This window comes from Parashewanella tropica (assembly GCF_004358445.1).
In the GTDB taxonomy this organism is placed as follows: Bacteria; Pseudomonadota; Gammaproteobacteria; order Enterobacterales; family Shewanellaceae; genus Parashewanella; species Parashewanella tropica.
In genome coordinates this window covers 184,875-209,197 of record NZ_CP037951.1, presented here as the reverse complement: position 1 = coordinate 209,197, position 24,323 = coordinate 184,875, and the positions used below count along the sequence as shown (strand labels likewise).

Here is a 24,323-nt window from a genome sequence, read left to right as displayed (position 1 = left end):
GTATACTTGAGTTTGTCCACTAAAATAAGACAGACTGTGTGAGTTTTGACACAAAGTTTGTTCAAAAATCACTCTCGAAATTAACTTCTAGCGGTGTAGGGGCGCGCCCAAGTTACTTTAACCCTAAGCGCTTAGCCAAACGGTGCAAATTACCTGGATCTAGCTTTAAACCACGAGCCGTTGCCGCCCAATTACCTTTGTTCTTGGCAAGAACACGACGAATATAATCCGACTGAAACTCATCAACCGCCATTTTTAAACTGACATCTTGGGCTGGAAACTCAGATGAAAGGTTTGAGTTTAACGATGGCTGTTCTGTTGTTGCAGTCATATCCCCCACCAGCTCAAAATATTGCGGCTTAATGGTACAGATTTCATCTTCGGTATGCGCATTAGCCAAAATCGCTGCGCGGTGTAAGGCATGATCGAGCTCACGTACATTACCCGGCCAATGATAACCATTAAGTAACAGCAAACTGCTTGGACTGAGTTTGAGATGTTTTAATCCCAATTTTTGACGATAACGTTCCACAAAGAAGCCACTGAGAACGGTAATATCCCCTTCTCGTTCTCGCAAAGCAGGAACCAAAATAGGAAACACACTTAAGCGATGATATAAATCGGCTCGGAATCGCCCTTCCATCACTTCTGTTTTAAGATCTTTATTGGTCGCGGCAATGATGCGAACATCGACATGTTGACTGTGATCATCCCCAATTTTTTGAATGTCACCGTACTGTAATACGCGTAATAGCTTGGCTTGCAGTGCGAGCGGTAATTCACCGATTTCATCTAAAAATAAGGTGCCGTTATCGGCCATTTCAAACTTACCACGACGATGACCGATAGCGCCCGTAAACGCTCCCTTTACATGACCAAACAACTCACTTTCAGCCACGGATTCGGGCAAGGCAGCACAATTCAAATACACCAGCGGCTTGGTAGAGCGAGAGGATTGCGCATGAATACTGCGGGCAACCAGCTCTTTGCCTGTACCTGTATCGCCACTGATCAGCACATTAAGATCGCTTTTCGCCACTACCGAAATTTCTTGCTTTAACGCAATCATTAACGGCGATTGACCGATGAGATCGATATCCGAATGACGAGGCTGATGTTCAGTATCACTATGATGGGCTTGCTCCCTAACCGCTCTTTGCTCAAGCTTTTCCATCATCAAAGCATTATTGAGTGATACCGCCGCAATGGCACTGATGCTTCTGAGTTCAAAATCACTGAATTGATCAAACTGCATAGGATCAAAGCCATCAATGGTCACCGCACCAATCAGCCGTTCTTCGGCAAATAATGGTAGCCCAATACAAGCATGGACTTTGAGCTCATCTTGTTGATTAGGGATCAAGCCATCATAAGGATCGTCTAGTTCACTGTCAGCAGGAAAGCGGACAATATCCCCAGCACGGGCAATGGCTTCTAAACGTGGATGTTCATTTAAAATAAAGCGACGCCCTAACACATCATCGTGTAAGCCATTGATAGCTAAGGGAGTGAAATAAGTACCGTGATAAGACAATAATGCCGCCGCATCACAATGTAAATTTCGTCTTAGCGTATTAAGCAAACTTGAGAATCGATCACGGCTCGCCAAGCCAGAGGTAATATCTAACGCAAGACGTGTTAAATCAGATTGACTTAACGCCATTACTGCCTCCTGAGTGTATTGAGACTGGGCGGCCATAGGTATTCTCCGTTACATGCTATTGTCACTATTACAGCGTCACTTTAACACTCTGTTGTCCGCCAGAACTTGATCCATATTAAAAAAGGAGCCGCAAGGGCTCCTTTTACCTTCCGTATTGAAATGTCACCATCTCAGTTTGGAGGGGTTATGCCATTTTACCGTCAACCGCAGTAGCTTTAGGTTGAGCAATCGCCTTTTTGATAAGGTCGAATAAGAACATGGCGATGAATAAGCCACCTAGCGCGAAGATAATATCGCCAATCATACGAGACCAAACTAAGTTCTCAACCAAGGTACTGTGGATCACCTCAGGTGAACGAGCGAACCAATAACCGTGTTCAATCGCTGCGAAGAACTGTACTAGACCCATTGGCAATAGTGAGATGAATACCATCGCTGCTAGACCAATGTTTAAGCTCCAGAATGCACCTTTCAATAAGCCATCATTCCACTCTAAACGACCCGTTAATCCACGTAGGCAGAACAACATCAGACCAATCCCCAGCATGCCATATACGCCCATGAATGCCGCGTGACCGTGGGTTGCCGTAGTATTCAGACCTTGTACAAAGTACAGTGAAATTGGTGGGTTAATGAGGAAGCCTAAGATACCTGCACCCACTAAGTTCCAGAATGCCGTTGCTACGAAGAACATGATTGCCCAGTGATAGCGTTGCATCCATGGACTTGCACGACGCATACGATAAGTTTCTACCGCTTCGTAACCAATCAGCGCCAACGGTACCACTTCTAGTGCTGAGAAGATTGCGCCCCAAGCGATAACCGCCGTTGGTGCACCAGTGAAGTAAAGGTGATGCAAAGTACCAATCAAACCACCAGTTAAGAAAATCACCGTCGCGAACAATACCGCACCGTTGGCACTTCTCGCTCTGATAAGACCAAGGCGAACCATCATTAGCGCGATTACAGAAGTTGCAAAGGTTTCAAAGAAGCCTTCTACCCATAGATGAACTACCCACCAACGCCAGTATTCAGCAATCGCAAGGTTAGTGTGTTTACCCATCATTAGACCGGCACCATAGAACAGACCGATGGCCACACATGATGCGTATAAAATCCAAATTACAGGGCGCATTTCACCTTTATCACCCAGTGCAGGTTTAATAGCTGCGGTGACTAATGCTAGCCAAATCAATAGACCACCTAGCAGTAATACTTGCCATACACGACCTAAATCAATGTATTCATAGCCTTGGTGACCGAACAAGAAGTTCATGTCCAAATCAAAGTACTGCTGAACACCTAACCACTCACCTGTCATCGAGCCAAGTACCACAACAACCAGAGCAACCCACAGTACGTTAACCCCAATTCTTTGGAACTTAGGCTCATACTTAGATAATGCTGGCGCAATGTATAAGCCAGTACCTAACCAAGCGGTTGCAATCCAGAATACCGCCAACTGAGTATGCCAAGTACGTACAACTGAGTAAGGCAGAATTTCAGCCAGCGGGATACCGTAGAAGTCTTGACCTTCTACTGCATAGTGCGCGGTAATGCCGCCTAAGAAAATTTGCAGTAAGAACAGACCAATCGCAGTGACGAAGTACTTATACACCGCTTTTTGTGATGGCGTTGGGTTAGTGAAGAATAATGGATCTTCTTTCGCTGGCTCTGGCAGTGGATCGTGCTTAGCGCTGGCGTGATGCCACACTAGTGCACCGATACCCGCAATCAGCATCACAATACTTAGAATTGACCAAACGATATTATCAGAAGTTGGCGTATTCCCAAGCTGAGGATCAAACGGCCAGTTGTTGGTATAAGTGTGATCCAGTCCCGGGCGCTCAGTAATTGCCGCCCATGCACCCCAGAAAATGAAAGCTGAAAGCTTTTGACGATTTTCAGCGGTATTTACCGTACCTTCTTTCATTGCGTATTGTTCACGCAAAGGTTGCAACGCAGGATCATCACCAAACAGTGATACATAATGTTTTTGAACTTGCTGAATCGCTTTAATACGAGTATCAGATAAACGAACAAACTCGCGTCCGTTTCCATCTTCTTCAATGGTATTTTTGCGAATGTCTTCACGCAGTAACTGCTCAAGACCCGCTTGTTGAGAGCTGCTCAGTAACGAAAAATCTTTACTGTATTCTTGATTTGCAGTGATGTTTAGCCAAGCTTGTGCTTCACGGTGTAACCAATCGGCCGTCCAATCTGGTGCGACATACGACCCGTGCCCCCAAATAGAACCCAATTGATGCCCACCCATTGAACGCCAGACTAACTGACCTTGTTCAACATCGTTTTTACTGTATACCACTTGCCCTTGGCTATCAGTGTATGCCTCAGGTATTGGTGGTTTTTCACGATAAATATCACTACCCAAACTGAGTAGTACGGTAAATGATGCCACCAGTACCATGAGTAGTGCGATGGCGGTAAGTTTCTGTTTGTTCATATCAGCCCCTTGCGTTCAGCTTCCCAAAAGCGATTACCCAACTCTTGTTTCTGCTTAGGCTATTGCGGCTTTTATGCCAAACTGTTAACTTATTGTTTTAAAAGGGTAACAACAAAAACCAACCTACATTTATTGTTAAATAAACAATCACAAAAACTATGTCACCATGACACCAGTGTCACTTTGACAATGTTGAGTCATTTGTTATTAGGGAGAATAAAATGAGCCACCAAAAGCAGTTAATTTTCCGTTCAAAAGTTGATGTATGGCTGATGATTGTGCTTTTGTTCAGTGTCGTTATCGGAACATTTACAGCGCTCAAAATGATCATTGATCATTTTTCAATCTTCAATTTAGGAATGGGGATCATTATTTTTGTAATCGCCGCATATTTACCACTGTGGTTATTTGCTCGTACCTATTACAAAATTGACGAACAACACAGTCATCTGTATATCCAAAGTGGGCCGTTCCGTTGGTTTATTCCTTTTGCCGAAATTCATGCTATTGATGAATCACGTAACCTAATCGCAAGTCCCGCCTTATCAATGGAGCGGTTGAAAATAAGTTATAGCAACAACCAAAGTATCTTGGTTTCACCCAAAGAGAAAGGTAAGTTTAGAAAGACGTTAGAAGCGCTTATAAACGAGTATGAATAGTATCGTTAACCACCTTGCCATAAACAAGGTGGTTATAGAGATCAAGCACGAGCTTTTGAGCGTCCAAAGTACAGACGAGCGGCGATCGCACTCAAGGCTAAACAAATGACGATTGTCGCGCCGCTTGGTAAATCAAGCGTTGCCGATGCAATCAAACCACTCACAAAACCGACTAAGCCGACAACATAAGCAAAAATCAGTGTGTGTTTACCGTTAAACTTGTTCACCGCCAACGCAGGTAAAATCAAACTGCTGAAGATCAAATATACCCCCACCAATTCAACCGACAAAGTAATGGTAATGGCAAACAGAAGATAGAAAGCACTTCCCGTTAACCACTGCGGTTTTAGCCAAATCGCTAATATGATCAAGCCATACACAATGGAAGGTAAAATTAATTGTGACCAATCGACCCACAATATTTGCCCGTCCATCACTTGCTTGAGTAACTCTGCACCATGGGGATTGTTGGCCAGTATTACGAACGCAAACACCGCTGATAAAACATACATACAACCGATGATGGCTTCCAACTCATCTTTAAAGCGGCGCTCCATCCACGCAATAATACCTGCCCCCAATAGCGCAAATATTAAAGGGAGAATGAACGAAGCCATAGGCCAATGTTCAAATTCATGTACTGTTTTAGCTAAGATTGCCCCGAGCGCTGCAACTTGAGCAATCGCGAGATCAATAAAGATGATCCCGCGTTTGAGAACTTGCCGACCAAGTAAAACATGGGTGGATAACACCAATAATCCAGCAACAAAAGCTGGTAATAAAATGATCAGCAACTCATTGCTCATTAGTTCATCGCCTTTAACAACTTAGTAATTACATCATCATACAGCTTAAATAAGCTGTCACTGTCTGCTTCTCTCGTCACCGTTGCTGGTAACACGACCATGGGCAATTTGGTATGTGACGCTAACCATTTACTGCCTTTGGTATCTTGATAAGACGCCTGAACAATTAGATCTATCGGTTGCTGCTTTGCCAACGCCAATAGCCCAGCTAAGTGAGAAGAACTCGGTGGCAAGCCTGGCTTAGGCTCTAAGTCACCCACTTGCTTGATCCCCAGCCAATTAAACAAATAACGAAAACTGGTATGGTACGCAATCACTTGCTTGCCTTTCAGCGATACCGCTTTTTGTTCCCAGCTTTTAATTGCCTGAGTCCAACGTTGTTTAAACGCCTCAAAATTACGTTGATACTCAGCTTTTTGTTCAGGATCAAGCTTGATCAAACGTTGATGCAACGCATCTGCAACTTTTAATAATCGATACGGATCGAATTGAATATGCGGATTACCCTGAGCATGAACATCGCCCATGCTTCTATCAACACGCTCCAACTTATCTAACGTCTCGATATGATCAGCAGCAAAAAATAGCCCAGTGTTGGCGTTGCGAACGGCGGAATTCGCCGCTTTCATTTGTAACATTGGTAACCAGCCTACTTCCAGCTCAGCGCCTGCACACACTAACAAATCGGCACGTCTTAGCTTAGCAATCAAACTTGGACGCGCTTGGATCATGTGTGGATCTTGCAAAGCTGTCGTCGCTGAATAGACTTTAGCCTCAGGTGCTAATTCGTTAATTAACGACTGATACTCAGGTTCACAGGCAAAGACATTTAGCTGAGCAAATACGGGTTGAACACTGCCAACCAGCAGCAGTGTCAAACCCAATAATTTAGAACTGATGCGCACTGTGAGCTCCTAATGTCATAATGAACTGTAAAGTCACGCTGTGTTCATCTGTCGGCTTTAAACTTTCTTGACCTTGCTGGTTAGTGTATTGCAGACGGATCGTTGAGAAATGGCTGTGATGATAAGAAATTTGGAACTCAGTTTCTTTTAGTGATTGACGCTCTAACTCAACTTCATGTTTGCCGTCTTCTTCATGCTCATGAGCGACTTGTACATCAACACGACCGTAACGCAGCCCCGTAGACCACTTAGGTGACCATTGATATACACCACTTACATACCAACCTTGATGTGACTTATCATCCAAATCGTGTTGATGTTCATCGGCCGAAAATAAGTCCGTCATTCGGAAATATTCACCACTAAGCGTGAAGTGTTGATATTTAAAGTTACCATTTGGTGCCCATTTGTAAACCGCATCAACTCCGTAAAGATTCTTACCTGTGTATTTTGCACCGTGGTCATGACCAGAGTGCTTATCTTCACCTTTATGCTCGTCACCGTGATCATCGTCTTCTTCATGATGCAGCTCAGCAATACCATTTTGGTTATTTAAATAGCTTAAACCCATCATCCATGAGCTACTGTCATTAATATCACCACCAAACTTAGTGTAAGCCGTGTAAATTCCTACCTCTTTGGTTTTATGCTCATCGTTTTTAGCACGCATGTTTGCGCCCTTTAACGCTTCAACACCCATAGACCAATACAGATCAGTTGGTGCTACATAATCTAGACGCAAACCATCATCGAAATAATGTCCACCTAAGAATGCACGGTAAACCGCAGGGCGGTCAGTAAATGCATCGGTGTGCATGTGTAAGCTGTTAAGGTAACCGATATCAGATAAGAAACGACCACCACGAATAGAAAAACCAGCAGGAAGAGACATTGTCTGGATAAACGCTTCTTCCAGTTCAACTTCAGTTTCACTGCCGTCAGAGACTAAAACAGTGGTCATCTTACCGTAAAATGCATCATCAATATTACCGCTTAATGCCAGTTCCGTTTCACCTAAACCAAAACCTTTCTCACGATTCGACAATGCTTTTTGTTCACTTTGATAATAACCATTCAATACTGCACTGATGTTTAGCTGATTAGTCGCTGAACTTGCAGGTGCTTTCGCCGCAGCAAACATTGGGGTTGCTAACATTGATGCTAATAAAACTGATTTTGAGAATTTCATACATAACTCCATGTTCAGCTTACTTTATAAGTGGCTGATTTTTTTTATAACTTTAAACTTAAAACAATGGACGACAACGCAACGAAATACGGCTCGTAATACATAGCGTGGGGTTGACAACATCATGCACAGAGAGACAAAGAAGAAACAGCACTTCGTCTAGCGTTCGGGAAATCGTCGCCCATAACAAACACAAATGACTGGTTAGAAAAAGGAGTTAAAACGGGGGGGCTCTAGCACTGAAAAAAAACTCAAACTCAGCTGAGTGAGCTGTAACGACTTGCTCAACTTCAATATAAGTTTGCTGTGATACAGCAACAACAGGAACTGAGCTGCTGATGGTATGTTGCAGCTGATGATGATGAAAACAAAGAGTACAGTGCCCTGTAAGACCATCATTATCAGGATAATTTTGGGCGTGAACATGTGCAGAGCCAATCGCAGACAACAGCAGCAATACGGCACTAAGCCATATTATCCACTTATGTTGAAGTCGATGCTGGTGATTCACTGTTCAGTACTTGAGTTAACTAAGATTAGCTGCCGAGTGTAGATGATACAGTGTAACAATTTCAATGTTATTTTAATGAAAATTTTTCGACAACTTGATATCTCAGGTGTCTAGAACTTGGCAATGATTCGTAAATCCCAAAGGTCTCCACAGAAAAATCAAACGTTAAATCATTGACTTGCCTGACAAATACCTCGCATTCTTTGAGATGTAATTTTTTAGCTCTGATCAGAGAAATGTGAGGCACAAATTTCGTTTCAAATTGTAAATTGAGCGGTGTTAATGCCGTTAATACCTGTTCTCGGAGATCTGACAAATAACGGTTAGGCGTCGCTTTCGCCCATAAAATGGTTTGTCGCTTTAATGAAAAGTATCCACCACCAGTCACGCTCTGAATAAATGTGTTGGACTGAATATGTTTTAGAGCGTTAACCACTTGAGTGAGCTCTTCATTGGTGAGCCCACCTAAAAATGCCAAGGTAATATGAGGCTGTTCAAGTAATGAAGCATAGCCTAACGAAGTGAGTCGCTGCTGCCAAGGCTGCCAGATATCGTCAGGACACATGATCCCAATAAAAATTCGACGTCGCTTGGCAGTTTCCATCATCAGCGATATTTCTTCAGTTGGTCAGACACGTCTTCTTGTTCTGGTGCTTCAATGGTATGCACTTGATCCATAAAATGGCTGATGATCAGAGCCATCCCCATTATGGCCGCCAGCATATAGCTCAACACTTCGAACTGTTCAACGACATAACCTAAAATGAGCAAACCAACCAGCAAGTAAAAGCTCAGCATTTTTACTTGAGCAATACGAACATTCTTTCCTAGCCAAGCTTGGCAGTGATAACAGCGAATTTGAGACGCTAAACCATCACCCCGCTTTTCCTCAATTTTGGCCACCGACATATTCTTATGGCAATGTGAACACACTAATCCCATATTACCGCCCTGCTGCTACTACTTGTTTGGATTTGTTATGACTTTTAAACGGCTTTGAGCCCGTTTGTTTCGTCTTCTTTCCTTTACTCGATTTAGGATTAAATTGATCTTTACTAAATCGTGTTAACGCTCTTTGCCCATCTTTAGCGTTAATTGACGGTCTTCTTCGCCCCTGCTTCGACTCAGGCGGAACAAGATGATGAACACCATTACCAATCAAATCCTCTCTGCCCATATTCAATAAGGCTTCACGAATGAGCGGCCAACCGGCTGGATCATGGTAACGGAGCAAAGCTTTATGTAAACGACGTTGACGGCCTTTTTTCGGCACCATCACGTGCTCACTGTCTTGCTTCACATTGCGTAGTGAGTTTAGCTCAGTATGATAAATCGTAGTGGCATTCGCCATCGGCGATGGATAAAAGTTTTGCACCTGATCGAGCTTGAATTTTTGCGATTTCAGCCACAGGGCTAAGTTCACCATATCTTCATCACGAGTGCCCGGGTGCGCGGAGATAAAATACGGGATCAAATACTGCTTTTTGCCCGCTTCTTGCGAATATTTATAAAACAGCTCTTTGAATTTGTCGTAAGTACCCATGCCCGGCTTCATCATTTTCGACAGTGGGCCTTCTTCAGTATGTTCAGGAGCAATTTTCAAATAACCACCCACATGATGCTGAACTAACTCTTTGACGTAACGCGGATCTTCTGTGGCTAAGTCATAACGTACACCCGATGCAATCAACACCTTTTTAATGCCCGGAACATCACGGGCGGCACGATACAAATCAATCGTGTGTTTATGATCGGTATCCAAATGCCCACAAATGGATGGATATACGCAAGATAAACGGCGACAGGTGGTTTCAGCTTTTTCGCTAGAACAGCCTAATCGATACATATTCGCGGTTGGACCACCCAAATCAGAAATCACACCCGTAAATCCGGGGACTTTTTCTTGAATGTCTTTAATTTCACGAATGATCGAGTCTTGAGAGCGACTTTGAATAATGCGCCCTTCGTGCTCGGTAATGGAGCAGAATGAACAGCCACCAAAACAGCCTCGCATAATGTTAATCGAGGTTTTGATCATGTCATAAGCGGGGATTTTTGCTTTGCCATAGACAGGGTGAGGTACCCGCTGATACGGCAGATCAAACACCGCATCCATTTCATCGGTATTGAGTGGCCACGCTGGCGGATTTACCCAAACACCACGCTCACCATGCACTTGATACAAGGCTCGGGCACAACCCGGGTTTTGCTCTTGGTGCAAAATCCGCGACGCATGAGCATAGGAATAGTTATCTTTTGATACTTGCTCAAAGGTGGGCAGCAACACATAGGTTTTTTCCCACGGCTTAGGGCGTGGTGGTTGCACGCTAATGGCTTTAGGTTTCGACGGATCAAATACCTTGGCATTCGACGGACCCGACAAGTTCTGGCAACCGACATCATCAGCACCATAAGGGTTGGGAATGGGGTCAATTTTATGCAGCTGGTCGATTTTGCGTGAATCCATGCCTTTCCATTCAGGTAAGGGCTGATTACGCATCACCGCCGTACCACGAATGTTTTGCATGTCCGCAATAGTCTCACCCTTAGCAAAACGATGCGCGACTTCGGCCAGTGGCCTTTCTGCGTTACCGTAAATGAGAATATCGGCTTTTGAATCCATCAATACGCTGCGACGGACTTTGTCTTGCCAATAATCGTAGTGAGCAATACGGCGTAAACTGGCTTCAATGCCGCCAATCACTACAGGGACGCCTTTAAAGGCTTCTTTACAGCGTTGGGTATAAACAGTTACCGCGCGATCGGGACGTTTTCCGCCTTCATCGTTTGGGGTATACGCATCATCGGTACGAATTTTTCTGTCGGCGGTGTAGCGGTTGATCATCGAGTCCATGTTACCCGCCGTTACCCCAAAAAACAGGTTAGGCTTACCCAGCTTCATAAAGTCATTCTTGTTTGACCAATCTGGCTGAGAAATGATCCCCACCCTAAACCCTTGCGCTTCGAGCATTCGCCCAATCACCGCCATACCAAAACTTGGATGATCAACATAAGCATCGCCAGTTACGATAATGATGTCACAGCTATCCCAGCCTAACTTATCCATTTCCTTCTTAGACATAGGCAAAAACGACGCTGTGCCGTAGCATTCCGCCCAGTATTTTGGATAAGTAAATAATGTGGATTCGACTTGCATAACACCTCTAACGACAGAAAAGCCACCAACAAAAAAGCCGCTTATTTTAGCAGCTTTTTAAAGGGTGTTCTAAGGTTCAATTCAGCTGAGCGGTTTTTGCTTAAACTCATTCACCACAAATTCAATAAAGGTTCGTAAGCGCTGTGGTTGATAGCGACTTTTATGATAGATCAAATGTAGTGGTACGGATGCGATATGCCAATCATCAAAAACGGGGACTAGCTCGCTATTTTCCAGTGCTTGCTGACAATACAAGGTAGGCAGGCGAACAATGCCCTGATGCTGAATTGCCGCTTGAAGCAGCGCACGACCACTTTTACAGCGAAGACGCCCTTCCACATTCACTTCTGCCGCTGATTTAATATCATCTGCCGATTCAAATCGCCACTGAGAAACTGAGCCCGATAAACAGGTGTGTTGTTGCAGCTCTTGTGGATGCGATGGTTTTCCATGTTGTTTCAGGTACTCGGGACTGGCAAAGATATTAACGGCAATGTCACTGATTTTACGCCCGACAAACCCAGCGTCGTTCAGCTCACCCATTCGAAATGCGACATCAAATTGATCTTTGATCAAATCAATACGATGACTGCTGAAATCCAACTCCACATCAATATCTTTGTGCTGACTTAAAAATCGCGTCACTAACTCTGCCACCAGCTCTTCGCCTATCAAGCCGCCGACACTGTTTACATGTAAGCTGCCTCTCAGGTGATGTGTATCATCCACAGCTTGCTGCACCGCTTGCTCGATTGAGCCAAAGGCTTGTTTGCAACTGGTATAAAACTGCTGCCCGATATGCGTTAGTCGCTGCCTTCTTGTGGTACGCTCGATTAACGCCACCCCCATTTGTGCCTCGAGTGAGGCGAGTTGCCTTGAAACATGAGAGCGTGAGACCTGCATACGCTCCGCCGCTTGAGTAAAGCTGCCTTCTTCGGCAATTAATATAAACGCTTTGATGTCGAGGATATTGATGTGTTCAAGCATAACTTCTCTAGATCCACTAAATTTATTGTTGTTATACAGCAACAGTCTTTTGATCTAAGTACTGTATATCAACAATCGTTATACCTCTATTATGTTCACAACACAAAAAATGTTCGATAGAGGAAATACAATGAAAAAACTTGCTGTGATCACAGGTGCGAGCTCAGGTATCGGCGAAGCCATCGCCAAACGTTTTAGCGAAGCTGGTCATCCATTGTTATTAATTGCACGCCGTATTGAGCGTTTAGAAGCGTTAAATTTGCCAAATACCATTTGTGCCAAAGTGGATGTGACGGATGCAGAATCATTCAAAAACGCCATTACCGAGGCCGAAGCCGTATATGGCCCAACCGACTGTATCGTGAACAACGCTGGTATCATGTTACTGGGTCAAGTTGACGTTCAAGATCCTGCCGAATTTAAGGCTATGTTTGATGTGAACGTATTGGGATTACTGACAGGCATGCAAGCGGTATTAGCGCCAATGAAAGCCCGCAGAGAAGGCACCATCATCAACATCAGCTCAGTTGCTGGCCGTAAAGGATTTGATGATCACGGCGCTTACTGTGGCACTAAGTTCGCTGTACATGCGATTTCAGAAAATGTACGTAAAGAAGTCGCCAGCTCTAATGTCCGTGTGATCACCATTGCTCCGGGCGCTGTAGAAACGGAACTCCTCAACCACACCACATCAAAAGACATTGTTGATGGCTATGAAGAGTGGAAAGAGAGTATTGGTGGTGCGATTGAATCTGACGATATTGCTCGCGCAGTCACTTATGCTTACCAGCAACCGCAAAACGTTTGTATTCGTGAAATTGTGATTGCTGCGACTCGTCAAGAGCCTTAATAACAACGAACCCTGCAACATACAATCACTGTAATTCGTCATACTTGCGTGGGTATTGCGGATTAAACAAAATTCAAGTGCTTGAATTTACAAGAAAGGGTAAGCAATAAGCTGAATGTCCGAGGCATGGATACCGAGGACAAGCGCCCATGGATGGGCTTGCAGCGTTTCAGCGTTTGCTTATCCTCGCTTTCCTAAAAATGGGGATCACTTAGCCTTAGGGCGAAACGGCTTGATCACTTGCTCATCACATTCTAAAAATGGGCCTTCCATTAGGTCAATACAATACGGAATAGCAGGGAATACCGCATCTAAACATTCTCTGATGGATTTAGGTTTACCCGGTAAGTTCACAATGAGTGAGCTGCCACGCAGACCTGCAGTTTGTCGTGACAAAATCGCTGTCGGCACAAACTTTAACGATTCCGCTCGCATCAACTCACCGAACCCCGGCATCATACGATCGCACACGGCTTCTGTCGCTTCTGGCGTCACATCACGTTTTGCTGGGCCAGTACCACCCGTCGTTACCACCAAGCAACAACCTTGTTCATCCACCATTTTCTTTAAGGTGGCTTCGATTTGATCTTGCTCATCTGGGATCACTTGATACACAGGTTGCCAACTGGAGGTCAGATATTCTTTTAAGGTATTGATGATGCCATGACCGGAAATATCTTCATATTCACCTCGACTGGCGCGATCGCTCACAGTCACAATCCCAATTTTTGCTGTAGTCATTTGTGTTTCCAAAAATAAATAGTAATGGCTCAAGCCTATCATACTTATTCTGAAGATCCTTTGATGTTGATTCGTGTGTATTGCGGTTTTATACGATTTCCGTATGCTATCTGGATGACGATTTATATGTGGTTTGGCTGTTGGTATATCGCCATCAATACATTGACCTTAGTGCTATACGGCTATGATAAACACGCCGCTATTCGTAACAAATGGCGAATACCCGAAAAATATTTGCACCTAGTGAGCGTATTAGGCGGCTGGCTAACCGCTCGATTTTGCCAACATGGCTTTCGGCATAAGTTCAACAAATCAAGTTTTATGTGGCGATATTGGGGAAGTGTCATTTTGCACTTTGGGATCTTATTCGGTTTATATAAGTCGATTGGGTTCACCCACTGAAAACGTTCATAAAATAATGTCCTGAAGATTTTACTGTTAATACTAGGAGCAATAATACGAACGGCAACAGAAGCATACATCCATGTACTAACGACCATGACATCCTGTCATGGACGGTTGCCTTATCGCACTATTGCTCCTATTAGCCTTGTTCAATATCTTAAGGATCACACATCAGATTAAGACAATAACAATGAATAAAGAGACTGAGCAACCTTTGGTGATCGCGGGCCCCATACTAAGAAAGTGCGATACCGATAACTTTACCCTTTGGTTGGTGACCCGTGAGCCTTTGGTGAAGCCTGAGTTACAATTAGTGTGCTCTGGTAAACGTGACGTGTTCACAGAGTCAGAATTGCAGCTCAATCACATTCCTTTAGGCACTAATGCTCATCAGTACTTATTGCATGTTCAGCAGCCGAATTTATTACCGACAGAAACCCAAGTTCATTACCAACTCAACCATCAGCAAGGAAAGCCTGTCTTTGCTTCTATTGATGAACTCACATACCCGCAGCATTCATCACCACACTTTGTTTATAAGCCTGATATCAAACAGCTACTTCATGGCTCATGCCGTAATCCCCATCACCCCAGTGGTGATGGCTTAGTAAGAGCAGAGCAAACGTTAGCGATAAAACTCAATGATGATAACCGACCATCCTTGTTAATGCTCAGTGGCGATCAGGTCTACATCGATGATATTGCTGGTCCCATGCTTTTGGCGATTGCTCAGGTTGTAGACCAATTAGGATTAGTCGAAGAAGCCTTTGAACAAGCCCCCATCACTGGTAGTCGTGAGCTTAAATATGATGCGTTAAGCTTATATCACCGTGATAGCCAATTGTTGCCACAGGCCGAATATTTAACCGAACTTCACCTATTTAAATGGCGTAGAAAACACGAGATCTTTACCTCGCGCTTATCCCACAACCACCTCGTCAGCCTTGGAGAAATGATTGCCTACTACTTGCTGATCTGGTCGCCTGAACTGTGGCAGCATGTCGACTTACCCGAATCGTTACCGGGATTGTCAACCAAGCACCAAGCCCAATGGCACAAAGAGTGGCTAGCATTACAAGAATTCCAAAAAGGGTTAAGCTCAGTAAGGCGCTTGCTGGCTCATATTCCCACTTACATGATTTTTGATGATCATGATGTTACTGACGATTGGAACTTAAGTGCTCGTTGGGAACAAGCGGCTTATGAGCATCCGTTTGCCAAACAAATCATTGGTAATGCGCTTATCGCTTATGGGTTATTTCAAGGGTTAGGCAATACACCTGATAAATTGGCTCGGATGCAGCAACAGCTGAGTACTTTTTTTAAGGCGCCACAACCAAAAACACATCAGAATCTCATTCAATATATGTTGCGCTTTGAAGGTTGGCATTATGAACTCAATACATCCCCCAAAGTGATTGTGCTGGATACTCGTACTCGCCGTTGGCGCAGCGAAAATAGTCTCGCAAAGCCTTCAGGACTCATGGATTGGGAAGCGCTGATGGAGTTCCAAGAACAACTGATCGATCAAGACAAGGTGATCATTGTTTCTGCCGCGCCTATTTTTGGCGTCAAGCTGATTGAATCCATTCAGCGAATCGCCACATTTTGCGGCTTATCCCTACTGGTGGATGCCGAAAACTGGATGGCACATGGCGGGGCTGCCATGTGTTTACTCAATATGTTCCGCCACCGCCGAACTCCCAAAGAGTTTGTGATTTTATCGGGCGATGTACATTACTCCTTTGCTTATGATGTGAAGCATCGAAGTGAGCATTTTGATGCCAATATTTATCAGATCTGCTCCAGCGGCATTAAAAACCAATTCCCCGAAAAGTTGTTGCCTGTATTTGATAAGCTCAATGGTTGGCTTTACGGACACTATTCTCCATTAAACTGGTTTACCAAACGCAAACGTATGTCACTTCGTGGACGACGCCCCAATGGACATCGTAGCAAACGCTTAGTGAATAACAGTGGCATTGGCTTAGTGGCTTTAGATGAGAATGGCGCCCCAAGTAAAATTGCAGTATTGCATAGCGATAGTTCCATTACAGAATTCAAACCACCGCGCGATACCTATTTTGAATAATCTTTCTCAACAGACGGTTTGTTGATTAAATAACCATTAGTAAAAAATTAAAACTCATTCATTTTACTCATGATGGCTATTTTCTTGGGTGAAATAAGTAAATAATAAGAACCAACATTCACTAAGCCTTTAATTCAATGGTAAAAAATGGCTTTTCATGTGTACTGCTTCTAACTGTACTTTTGATTAGTTTGACAGCACAGGCCGATACGCCATATCAAAGACCATCCAACCCTAAATTCAAATCAGATGCAGTTGAAAGTTACATACAATCACAACAACAAAAGTTGAACTCTCCAGCATTATCGGCCTTATTCACACGTACTTTTCCTTACTCACTCGATAACACCGTATTTCAACAGAACGTTGATACTGCAACTGACATATATTCGCTAAGAACATATGTAGTAACGGGTGCCGATATACAGGCAATGTGGCTCAGAGACAGTACTAATCAACTGACCCCTTATGCATTCTTAATATCTAAAGATGAGCGACTATTTAAGCTATTAGTCGGCCTAGCCAATGCTCAAGCTGAATTTGTCCTAAAGGACAGCTTTGCCAATGCCTATGTTGTCCCTAATGGCGCTAACTCAACACATACTGACGATCAAACCTACAAGCAGTATCAGCAAGACGCTATGCACCCCCCTGTATTTGAACGTAAGTTTGAACCAGATTCTTTGGCCGCAGTCCTAAAACTTCAAAGAGTCATCCTCGAAAATGCAAGCACAGAACAAAAACAACAACTCATCGATGATATAGGGAAGTATTGGATGGGAGCTGACCACATCATTGTTAATGTGCTCAATGCTTGGACAGGTGATTTTGATGATCTCACAAACCCGACGAATCCATACTATTACTATTTTTCTCGGCCGGGTGCGAACGCATTAAATACACTTGAAAATGGTGTCGGAAAACCAAGTAAAACAACTGGGTTAGTTAGGACATTATTTCGGCCAAGTGACGATGCCACTGCACTTCCCTTTAACATTCCAGTTAATTTCATGATAGCCAGTGAATTAAAACGCCTTGCAACTCAATTTACCGCTATCGCCAACATTGATAATCAAGTCACTCCTAAATTAATTGAACTCTCAAACACAATCTTGCAAGCACTTAAAGTAAATTCAACAGAAGGCAGCAGCACCAGCACCCGATACTCGTATGAATTGGACGGCTTTGGTAATCGAAAGTTTATGGATGATGGTAATATTCCTTCCCTGCTTTCTTTACCTGTTATTGCCCCAAATTTATACGACACCACAATTTATCTGCAAACACGAAAGCAAATCTTAAGCTCAGCTATGAATCCTTATTTTTTTGAAGGAAATGACTCAATTCAAAGTGGGGTCGGCAGTCCACATACAGGACAAAACAGGATCTGGCCGTTGTCATTAATCAGCCAAGCAGAAAGCAGTACCGACGAAAACGAAATTAGGCAACTGCTTGCTGCACTCATTGATTCATCTCAAAAAAATGGTTTGATTTACGAGAGTTATTCATCATCAAATTATCAAGATATAACAAGGGAGAGTTTCGCTTGGGCAAATGCCGAGTTTGCCAACTTTGTCATTTGGCTCATAGACAAACACCCCAACATCGTATTAAAAAGCTAACAGGATATAGTTGGGGCAGCTCTTAAAGTACGGATTAGAAATGGAGATCACCTCAACCAACGTCGATTAGACCTTCCCTCTCTTAATAATTCGTTTAGCTTTTCTTTTTAACTTACTATCATCGCTCGATGATCTGGCTTGCTTCGCAAGCTTGATGGCTGCCTTCTTATCGCCTGACAATAATGTCAGTTGCGCCTCGCGAAGCTTAGGCCATTGTTCATAATATTTGGTCACAAACACAGGAGCGGTTTGAAATAACTGCACTGCCGCAATCGCTTTAGGCAACTCTAATTTCGATTCAACGGTATTTTTGGCTAACTCGTAATGCAGGATATACCAAGTGGCTTGCTTTTCTTCATCTTGTGGTTTTTTCAAGCTTATAGAGTCGAGCAATAAGGCATGATTATCGTTAAAACGTTTTTGGGAAAAATAATACCGAGAAGCCATTAATCTAAGTGGTAAATCTTGAGGGTAAGCCTTAAGTAAGCGTTGTAATTTGGCTTGCGCTTTTTCATCCTCACCCATGCCTTTGTAACTTGTAAAAATAGCTCGCCCACCTTCAAGCGGATGTGTTTTTTCAAGTTCTAACGCTAGCGCCAACGCCTTTTCATTATCACCGCCCACCATACTCGGTGCCGTGTTATAAAACCCAATGAGTGACTCTTGCACGTTCAACAAGTGGGGGGCTAACTCATACGCTTTTTGATAACTTTCTAAACAATCAGACGCATAGCCTGCCGCGGTAAAAATACTGGCATCCATGGCTTGATTAGCATACACATTACCTTTTAATACCCATTCTTTTGCTTGTGCTTTTTTATCGTCTTTCGGCAATACCTGTAAACGGGCATCAATCCATTCAATGGCGGTATCAAAATCTTTATTCCGATAAAACGCTATGACTTTATAACTGGCTAACTTGTAGGGTGCATCATCTTTTATTTCCGCGATCAGCGTATCCATTTTGTTTTCCGTTAATAGCTTTTTGGCTTGTTGCTCGGTATCTACGGCATGGAGCTGAAAACTGAGGAGTGCTGAAACAATGAGTAAGTTTTTTAACATTCTAAACCCCTTAAAATGAAACATATTGATAACAACAGAGTTAACCTACTTCATTAAGTTCACTTCGTCATTAACTGTTTAGTAAATATGTTTGTATTTGATAAGCTAAACTTACTATCAGTTTTGTCCTAATGGGTAAGCACGATGAGACGCCAAAATTACATTGATTATTGTTTTGCACAATTGCTAGAGCTGTTTGAACAAGCCAAACGTAATAAAACCAATTCGGAACTTAAAGCCCGAATCGAAGGTTTGTTTCAGGCGGGTAAAGTCCTTAATATTTATTCTGACAAAGAAGCTTTAGAGTTAATGGAACAGGCTCATTATCATGTATTTGGCGAAACCATGGCAGAAAGAAGTGAAAAGAAAACGGCCTTAAAACAAGCCATTGACCGTGGCGATGATGAGTTTATTGATATTCCAGCCTATGAGCGCCGTAATCAATAGCTCACATTTTATTAACAAGGCTTCATTCCTCATTCACGTCAACGTTATATACTGACCACTACACTTTCTTAATAAACATCATTAAGCAATAGAGAGTGTTATGTCGGTTCCAGTTTCACAACCACTTTTATCATTACATTCCGATGTGACTCAGTATTCTCCAAGTCATAAACCCTTTATATTTGATCCTCGTCGCAGCAGTCTACAGCGGTTTCAATCAACACCCGCATTCGTCGATTTTTCACGCAACTATAAAGAAGATATCAACGCCCTAGAAACACTTTGCTCTGCTGTATTAGATCATCATCAAGCCAGTTTAATTAATAATTATTTGATGCAATTAACTACAGAGTTACTCGATTGTCGGTCATTTTCAGATAATGAAGCACTGCAACTGGCCTATACCGACTTACGCCATAACTTCCGAGTCTTACTCAACCACTTACAAGCCAATAAGACCTTTCAAGCCTATGTATTACAAACTCTGTTTTTCACAGAATTTGAACCTACGTTGTGTCACATTCAAGAGTTGAACCAAAGTATTGTTGATATTATTCCTCAGCTGCCTATTCAAACTGATCCCAGACCGACCACTTCTACTTCACCAGCTCTGATCTCATCCCACAGTTCAAGTGACATGGGCACGTTAACTGAAGAGTCTTCCCAAAGTTCAGCCTCTTCTTTGCAACCAAGCCCAAAGCCAACTCAGCTTAAACATCGGCATAGAAAGCCCCCAAAACATAACAATCAACCCGTGCCAGAGGTAAAACAATCCGCTACAAAAGCACAAAGCAAAACTGAGCCTCAAACAGCCATAATCCATACACTCAAAGCAGAACTTGATGAGTTGAAGCAATCTGATGATATAAAATCGTATAACAAAAAGTGGGTTCCAAATATTTTTTTAGATGCCAGCGATAACGGCCTCTCGGAGCATCTCAGCCAACAACTCGCTTTGTCGACCAAATTTACTCATAGGTTAATGGTGTATGCATCAGGATTCATTGAACAGTTTGATAAGGCTGATCAACAAATTGTTCGTAGTCGTTTAAGATTGTGTTTAGCTGAAATTAGCATTAGTTCTAGCCTAACAACACCGCAAAAAATGTTGTTGACGCTAATGGCATTACCTTCTCAATTAAGCTGCTGCGAGGATTGGCTTCTCAGTACAGCAACAGTACATCGACTATCTACTCATAACTTGTCAGCAAGTTTGTTGATCCAAAGCCAACCTTTAGTAACACCTAATCGCCAAAATCTGAAGGAATGGGCCTTCATACTCAATCGAGATTGGGTATTTGCAGAGAGAGTTCCCCCTAAATCATCGCCCAAAACCAAACAAAGTAATCCACTCATGGAAGTATCTCCAGTACTAGACTCCGCAATAGTCGCTCAAAAATTTACTCTAGGGCAATTTAGACGATCTGTACTGTATATTGCCGATGATTTGTTTTATCAAGATAGCCGCTTAAGACAAGAGTTAAGTGTACTATTTCAAAGCCCTATCTATCAGTTAGTCCCGCAAGAAAATGCCAGTGAAAAAAAGCAAAAATCCTATAAATTGATCCAACAAATTTATCCTAGTTTTAATGTGAACCCCTTTGAACTGACGTCAAACGCTCAACGCCTTCAATTACAATTAGCCATAGTAGCCCTACTCCCTGGCACCCTCAGCGATAAGCAATGTTTCACTCAGCTCAAACAAGTGAAACACCTGCTCACACAATCGTTTGATACCTTAACAGGCCAATACCGCCTACTAACAGGGCAATCTCAAGATTTACCGGCTCACTTATTAGCCAGCAAGTTAGGTAATGATGACGTAGCGCAACGCCTGAAACCTCACATCTGCCAAAGAGTTTTCCAAACCTGTACCCTTGTATAACTAGGGCATAGATATGGCCTCTTCCAATATTGCTTTAGGTTAACAAGACTTGTCACTGATGCTCGATGAATAACATTAACCGCTAGATGTCTGAGTTTGCACCTCGTTTAAAAAGCCGCCATACTGAATGAATTCGGCACTAACAAGGTGAGAAAATTAAAATGACAACCATAAAAACACCCGTTGAAATGCTCGATTTCTGGGCCGACGCCCATGGAGACAAGGTTTATCTAAGACAACCGATTAATGGCCAATATCAAGATTACACTTGGCAACAAACTCGTCAAATGGCTCAACAAATCGCCGGCGGATTACGCCATCTAGGCTTTATGCCCGGAGATAAAATTGCTGTTCTGTCAAAAAACTGCGCCGAATGGTTTATTACCGACTTCGCTCTAATGCTTGGCGGCTATGTTAGTGTTCCTATTTATCCAACCGCCAATGCCGATACCATCAGTTATTCTCTAGAACACAGCGGTGCTAAAGCCGTATTTGTTGGTAAATTGGATTACTGGCAAGATCAAGAACCCGCTGTCGCAGGAGATATTATTCGTATTGCGTTTCCTTATGACACCATGCCAGCACAGTATCAATGGCAAGACTTTCTGAAAATGGGTGAACCATTAACTAATGAGCCTTATCCTCAGCTAAATGACTTAATGACCATCATTTACACCTCTGGCTCAACGGGCAACCCTAAAGGCGCGATGCAAACCTTTGCCAGTTACGGTTGGACTTGCGGTTGCGCGGCCAACCACATTCAAGTGACTGAAAAAGATCGCCTTATCTCATACTTACCACTGGCTCATATTACCGAACGTGTTGCCATCCTTGGTACATCCATCTACAACGGGGCTCAAGTGGCCTTTGTTGAAAGTCTCGATACCTTTATTGATGATGTCAATCGTTGCCAGCCAACCTTCTTTTTATCGGTTCCGCGTCTATGGAGTCTGTTTCAGAAAAACATTATTGAAAAAGCCGGTGGCGCTAAGAAACTGAATACACTATTGCGTATTCCAATTCTAAACAGCTTGATCAAAAGAAAAATCCGCAAAGGCTTGGGACTCAATCAGTGCCGCTTATTTGGATCAGGTTCTGCACCACTGCCAAAAGCCATTATTCAATGGTTTGCAGGCATTGGCATTGAAATCTGTGAAGCTTGGGGCATGACCGAAAACTGTGCCTACTCCATTATCAATTATCCATTTAATCCACAAAAAATCGGCACCATTGGTGTACCCGTTGATGGCTGCGATGTTCGACTAGGCGACCAAAATGAACTATTAGTACGCAGTCCAGGATTAATGACTGGCTATTACAAAGATGATGCCACTACAGCACAAGTCTTTGAAGCCGATGGCTTCTTCCACACTGGTGATGTCGCAGACATTGATGCCGATGGTTACATCAAAATTACGGGCCGTATTAAAGACAACTTTAAAACGGCTAAAGGTAAATATGTCGCACCAGTGCCGATTGAGCGTAAATTAGCACAAGATACCCATATCGAACTCTTATGTGTCATTGGGGCAGGCCTGCCACACCCAATCGCTTTGGTGCAATTAGCAGAAGGTGCATCACTGATGCCACGTAATGAGGTTCGTCATGCACTCAAAGCGACACTAGACAACATCAACCCAACACTGGAGTCCCATGCAACCTTAGATGCCATCGTTATCGTCAGTGAACCATGGACCACGGAAAATGATGTGTTAACGCCGACATTAAAAATTAAACGCCATATTCTAGAGCAGCGATTTACCAGCATAGTTGAGGGTACTCGTGGCGCTGAAGTTAAGTGGGAAGATGAGCTTTGATTGGGTTACATTACAAAAAGTAAAAAAATTAACCAACTTTACTTGCAAAACGAAATGAGAACGATTATCGTTAACTTGCGTTCCAAAACTCACTCTTGAATGGTTTATGCGTTTCTCTGTTGGTATTCTTGAGTGAGTCAGCAAACATTGCTCACACTCTTTCTGCCGGACTTTTTGTCCGGCATTTTTTATTCCCTTATTTATTACCTTGAATAACACTAATCTAATATTCAATGCATTCCGCTTTTGTCGGTTGATTAGGAGCAGTTTAAAAAAAAGACAAAAAAAGCTTGCACACACAAATGATAATGATTATTATTTACCTGCGTTCCAAACACTCATTCTTGAACTCTTCAGTATGTACGTTGGTTTTGTTCTTGGACGGGTATGCAAGCACAACATTGCTCACACACTTTTTGCCGGACTCTTAGTCCGGCATTTTTTTTGATAAGCTATTACCACTATTCACTCTCTATATCGAAACTATGACTGTTTCATCTGTTGAAGCTGTGATCCTCGCTGGCGGTCAAGGGCGACGCATGCACTATCAAGACAAAGGTTTGGTTAACTATAAAAATCAGCCTTTGGTGCAACACGTCATTAACGCCATACACTCTCAAGTCGATAACCTTATGATCATTGCGAATCGCAATATAGAGACATATAAAGACTTCGGCTTTCCTGTCTTTACTGATGAGTTATCAGGGTTTCAAGGGCCTTTATCAGGCTTGTCCACCGCATTAGGCCATTGTCAGTCAGACTTACTGCTCGTGCTGCCTTGTGATACTCCACATCTGCCAAGTGCTTTGCTTGAAAAAATGCAGTACGCTTTGCATCATCATAACACCGATATCATCGTCGCCAGAGATCAACAAAAAGAGCATGCGGTGATCATGTTACTCAAGCGTCACCTCAAATCGGATTTAGATAAGTATTTAGCGTCAGGAGAGCGACGTGTCATGGCATGGTATCGTCGACATCATTATCAAACCGTAGAATTTGATACCAAACACTTTATGAATTGCAACTCACTTGATGAATTGGCGTGATACTCCGTAGAA

20 protein-coding genes and 1 pseudogene are annotated in these 24,323 nt (G+C 43.1%); 9 read left to right on the top strand and 12 right to left on the bottom strand.

Features of this window, described 5'->3' with window-relative positions; genetic code table 11:
- Positions 1–112: 112 nt before the first annotated feature.
- Both norR and E2H97_RS00915 read right to left on the bottom strand, forming a co-directional pair.
- Positions 113–1,663 (bottom strand): nitric oxide reductase transcriptional regulator NorR, encoded by a 1,551-nt coding sequence (gene norR, locus E2H97_RS00920; protein ID WP_133408535.1) that lies wholly within the window; start codon positions 1,661–1,663, stop codon positions 113–115.
- Between the two features lie 184 nt (positions 1,664–1,847).
- On the bottom strand, positions 1,848–4,127 hold the full coding sequence (locus E2H97_RS00915; RefSeq protein ID WP_133405379.1) for a nitric-oxide reductase large subunit: 2,280 nt from the start codon (positions 4,125–4,127) through the stop codon (positions 1,848–1,850).
- Positions 4,128–4,348: 221 nt separating this feature from the next.
- On the opposite strand from E2H97_RS00915, the gene E2H97_RS00910 reads away from it, so the two are divergent.
- Positions 4,349–4,786, top strand: a complete 438-nt coding sequence (locus E2H97_RS00910) for a PH domain-containing protein (protein WP_133405378.1) — start codon at positions 4,349–4,351, stop codon at positions 4,784–4,786.
- 41 nt (positions 4,787–4,827) lie between these two features.
- On the opposite strand, the gene E2H97_RS00905 is transcribed toward E2H97_RS00910, so the two are convergent.
- The 8 genes and pseudogenes from E2H97_RS00905 to E2H97_RS00870 form a co-directional block, all read right to left on the bottom strand.
- A complete protein-coding gene (locus tag E2H97_RS00905; RefSeq protein WP_133405377.1) occupies positions 4,828–5,592 on the bottom strand; it encodes a metal ABC transporter permease in 765 nt (254 codons plus the stop codon).
- Entirely contained in the window at positions 5,592–6,497 is a 906-nt protein-coding gene (locus E2H97_RS00900; protein ID WP_133405376.1) for a metal ABC transporter solute-binding protein, Zn/Mn family, read from the bottom strand. The genes E2H97_RS00905 and E2H97_RS00900 overlap by 1 nt, the downstream gene beginning before the upstream one ends.
- Positions 6,481–7,686 (bottom strand): hypothetical protein, encoded by a 1,206-nt coding sequence (locus E2H97_RS00895; RefSeq protein WP_133405375.1) that lies wholly within the window; start codon positions 7,684–7,686, stop codon positions 6,481–6,483. The genes E2H97_RS00900 and E2H97_RS00895 overlap by 17 nt, the downstream gene beginning before the upstream one ends.
- Before the next feature lie 217 nt (positions 7,687–7,903).
- Positions 7,904–8,197, bottom strand: coding sequence for a hypothetical protein (locus E2H97_RS00890; protein WP_133405374.1), 294 nt, complete (start codon positions 8,195–8,197; stop codon positions 7,904–7,906).
- 67 nt (positions 8,198–8,264) lie between these two features.
- Complete coding sequence (gene thpR / locus E2H97_RS00885) at positions 8,265–8,804, bottom strand: RNA 2',3'-cyclic phosphodiesterase (RefSeq protein WP_133405373.1); 540 nt, start codon at positions 8,802–8,804, stop codon at positions 8,265–8,267.
- Positions 8,804–9,139 (bottom strand): hypothetical protein, encoded by a 336-nt coding sequence (locus E2H97_RS00880; protein ID WP_133405372.1) that lies wholly within the window; start codon positions 9,137–9,139, stop codon positions 8,804–8,806. The genes thpR and E2H97_RS00880 overlap by 1 nt, the downstream gene beginning before the upstream one ends.
- A gap of 76 nt (positions 9,140–9,215) precedes the next feature.
- Positions 9,216–11,354 (bottom strand): annotated as a pseudogene (locus tag E2H97_RS00875) (YgiQ family radical SAM protein); the annotation flags it as partial.
- Positions 11,355–11,435: 81 nt separating this feature from the next.
- Positions 11,436–12,341 carry a LysR family transcriptional regulator gene (locus E2H97_RS00870; protein WP_133405370.1) on the bottom strand — a complete coding sequence of 302 codons (906 nt, stop codon included), beginning with the start codon at positions 12,339–12,341 and terminating at the stop codon, positions 11,436–11,438.
- Positions 12,342–12,471: 130 nt separating this feature from the next.
- Here E2H97_RS00870 and E2H97_RS00865 point away from each other — a divergent pair, with 130 nt between their 5' ends.
- The gene (locus tag E2H97_RS00865) at positions 12,472–13,191 is read left to right on the top strand and encodes an SDR family oxidoreductase (RefSeq protein ID WP_133405369.1); all 720 of its coding nucleotides are present in this window, start codon (positions 12,472–12,474) and stop codon (positions 13,189–13,191) included.
- A 207-nt stretch (positions 13,192–13,398) separates the two neighbouring features.
- Here E2H97_RS00865 and mog read toward each other — a convergent pair whose 3' ends face one another.
- Positions 13,399–13,932, bottom strand: coding sequence for a molybdopterin adenylyltransferase (mog, locus tag E2H97_RS00860; protein ID WP_133405368.1), 534 nt, complete (start codon positions 13,930–13,932; stop codon positions 13,399–13,401).
- A 24-nt stretch (positions 13,933–13,956) separates the two neighbouring features.
- On the opposite strand from mog, the gene E2H97_RS00855 reads away from it, so the two are divergent.
- The 3 genes from E2H97_RS00855 to E2H97_RS00845 all read left to right on the top strand — a co-directional run bounded on the left by E2H97_RS00855 (position 13,957) and on the right by E2H97_RS00845 (position 18,051).
- Positions 13,957–14,334, top strand: coding sequence for a DUF1294 domain-containing protein (locus E2H97_RS00855; RefSeq protein ID WP_218938230.1), 378 nt, complete (start codon positions 13,957–13,959; stop codon positions 14,332–14,334).
- A 193-nt stretch (positions 14,335–14,527) separates the two neighbouring features.
- Positions 14,528–16,429 carry an alkaline phosphatase D family protein gene (locus E2H97_RS00850; protein ID WP_133405367.1) on the top strand — a complete coding sequence of 634 codons (1,902 nt, stop codon included), beginning with the start codon at positions 14,528–14,530 and terminating at the stop codon, positions 16,427–16,429.
- Between the two features lie 191 nt (positions 16,430–16,620).
- Positions 16,621–18,051, top strand: a complete 1,431-nt coding sequence (locus tag E2H97_RS00845) for a glycoside hydrolase family 125 protein (protein ID WP_170308215.1) — start codon at positions 16,621–16,623, stop codon at positions 18,049–18,051.
- Between the two features lie 66 nt (positions 18,052–18,117).
- Here the strand turns inward: E2H97_RS00845 and E2H97_RS00840 are convergent, their stop codons facing one another.
- Positions 18,118–19,113 (bottom strand): tetratricopeptide repeat protein, encoded by a 996-nt coding sequence (locus E2H97_RS00840; protein ID WP_133405365.1) that lies wholly within the window; start codon positions 19,111–19,113, stop codon positions 18,118–18,120.
- A 144-nt stretch (positions 19,114–19,257) separates the two neighbouring features.
- Between E2H97_RS00840 and E2H97_RS00835 the strand changes: the two genes are divergently transcribed.
- The 4 genes from E2H97_RS00835 (at position 19,258) to mobA (ending at position 24,311) form a co-directional block, all read left to right on the top strand.
- Entirely contained in the window at positions 19,258–19,560 is a 303-nt protein-coding gene (locus tag E2H97_RS00835; protein WP_133405364.1) for a hypothetical protein, read from the top strand.
- Between the two features lie 100 nt (positions 19,561–19,660).
- Positions 19,661–21,445, top strand: a complete 1,785-nt coding sequence (locus E2H97_RS00830; RefSeq protein ID WP_133405363.1) for a hypothetical protein — start codon at positions 19,661–19,663, stop codon at positions 21,443–21,445.
- A 161-nt stretch (positions 21,446–21,606) separates the two neighbouring features.
- A complete protein-coding gene (locus E2H97_RS00825; RefSeq protein ID WP_133405362.1) occupies positions 21,607–23,262 on the top strand; it encodes an AMP-binding protein in 1,656 nt (551 codons plus the stop codon).
- 485 nt (positions 23,263–23,747) lie between these two features.
- On the top strand, positions 23,748–24,311 hold the full coding sequence (mobA, locus tag E2H97_RS00820; protein ID WP_133405361.1) for a molybdenum cofactor guanylyltransferase MobA: 564 nt from the start codon (positions 23,748–23,750) through the stop codon (positions 24,309–24,311).
- Positions 24,312–24,323: the final 12 nt, after the last annotated feature.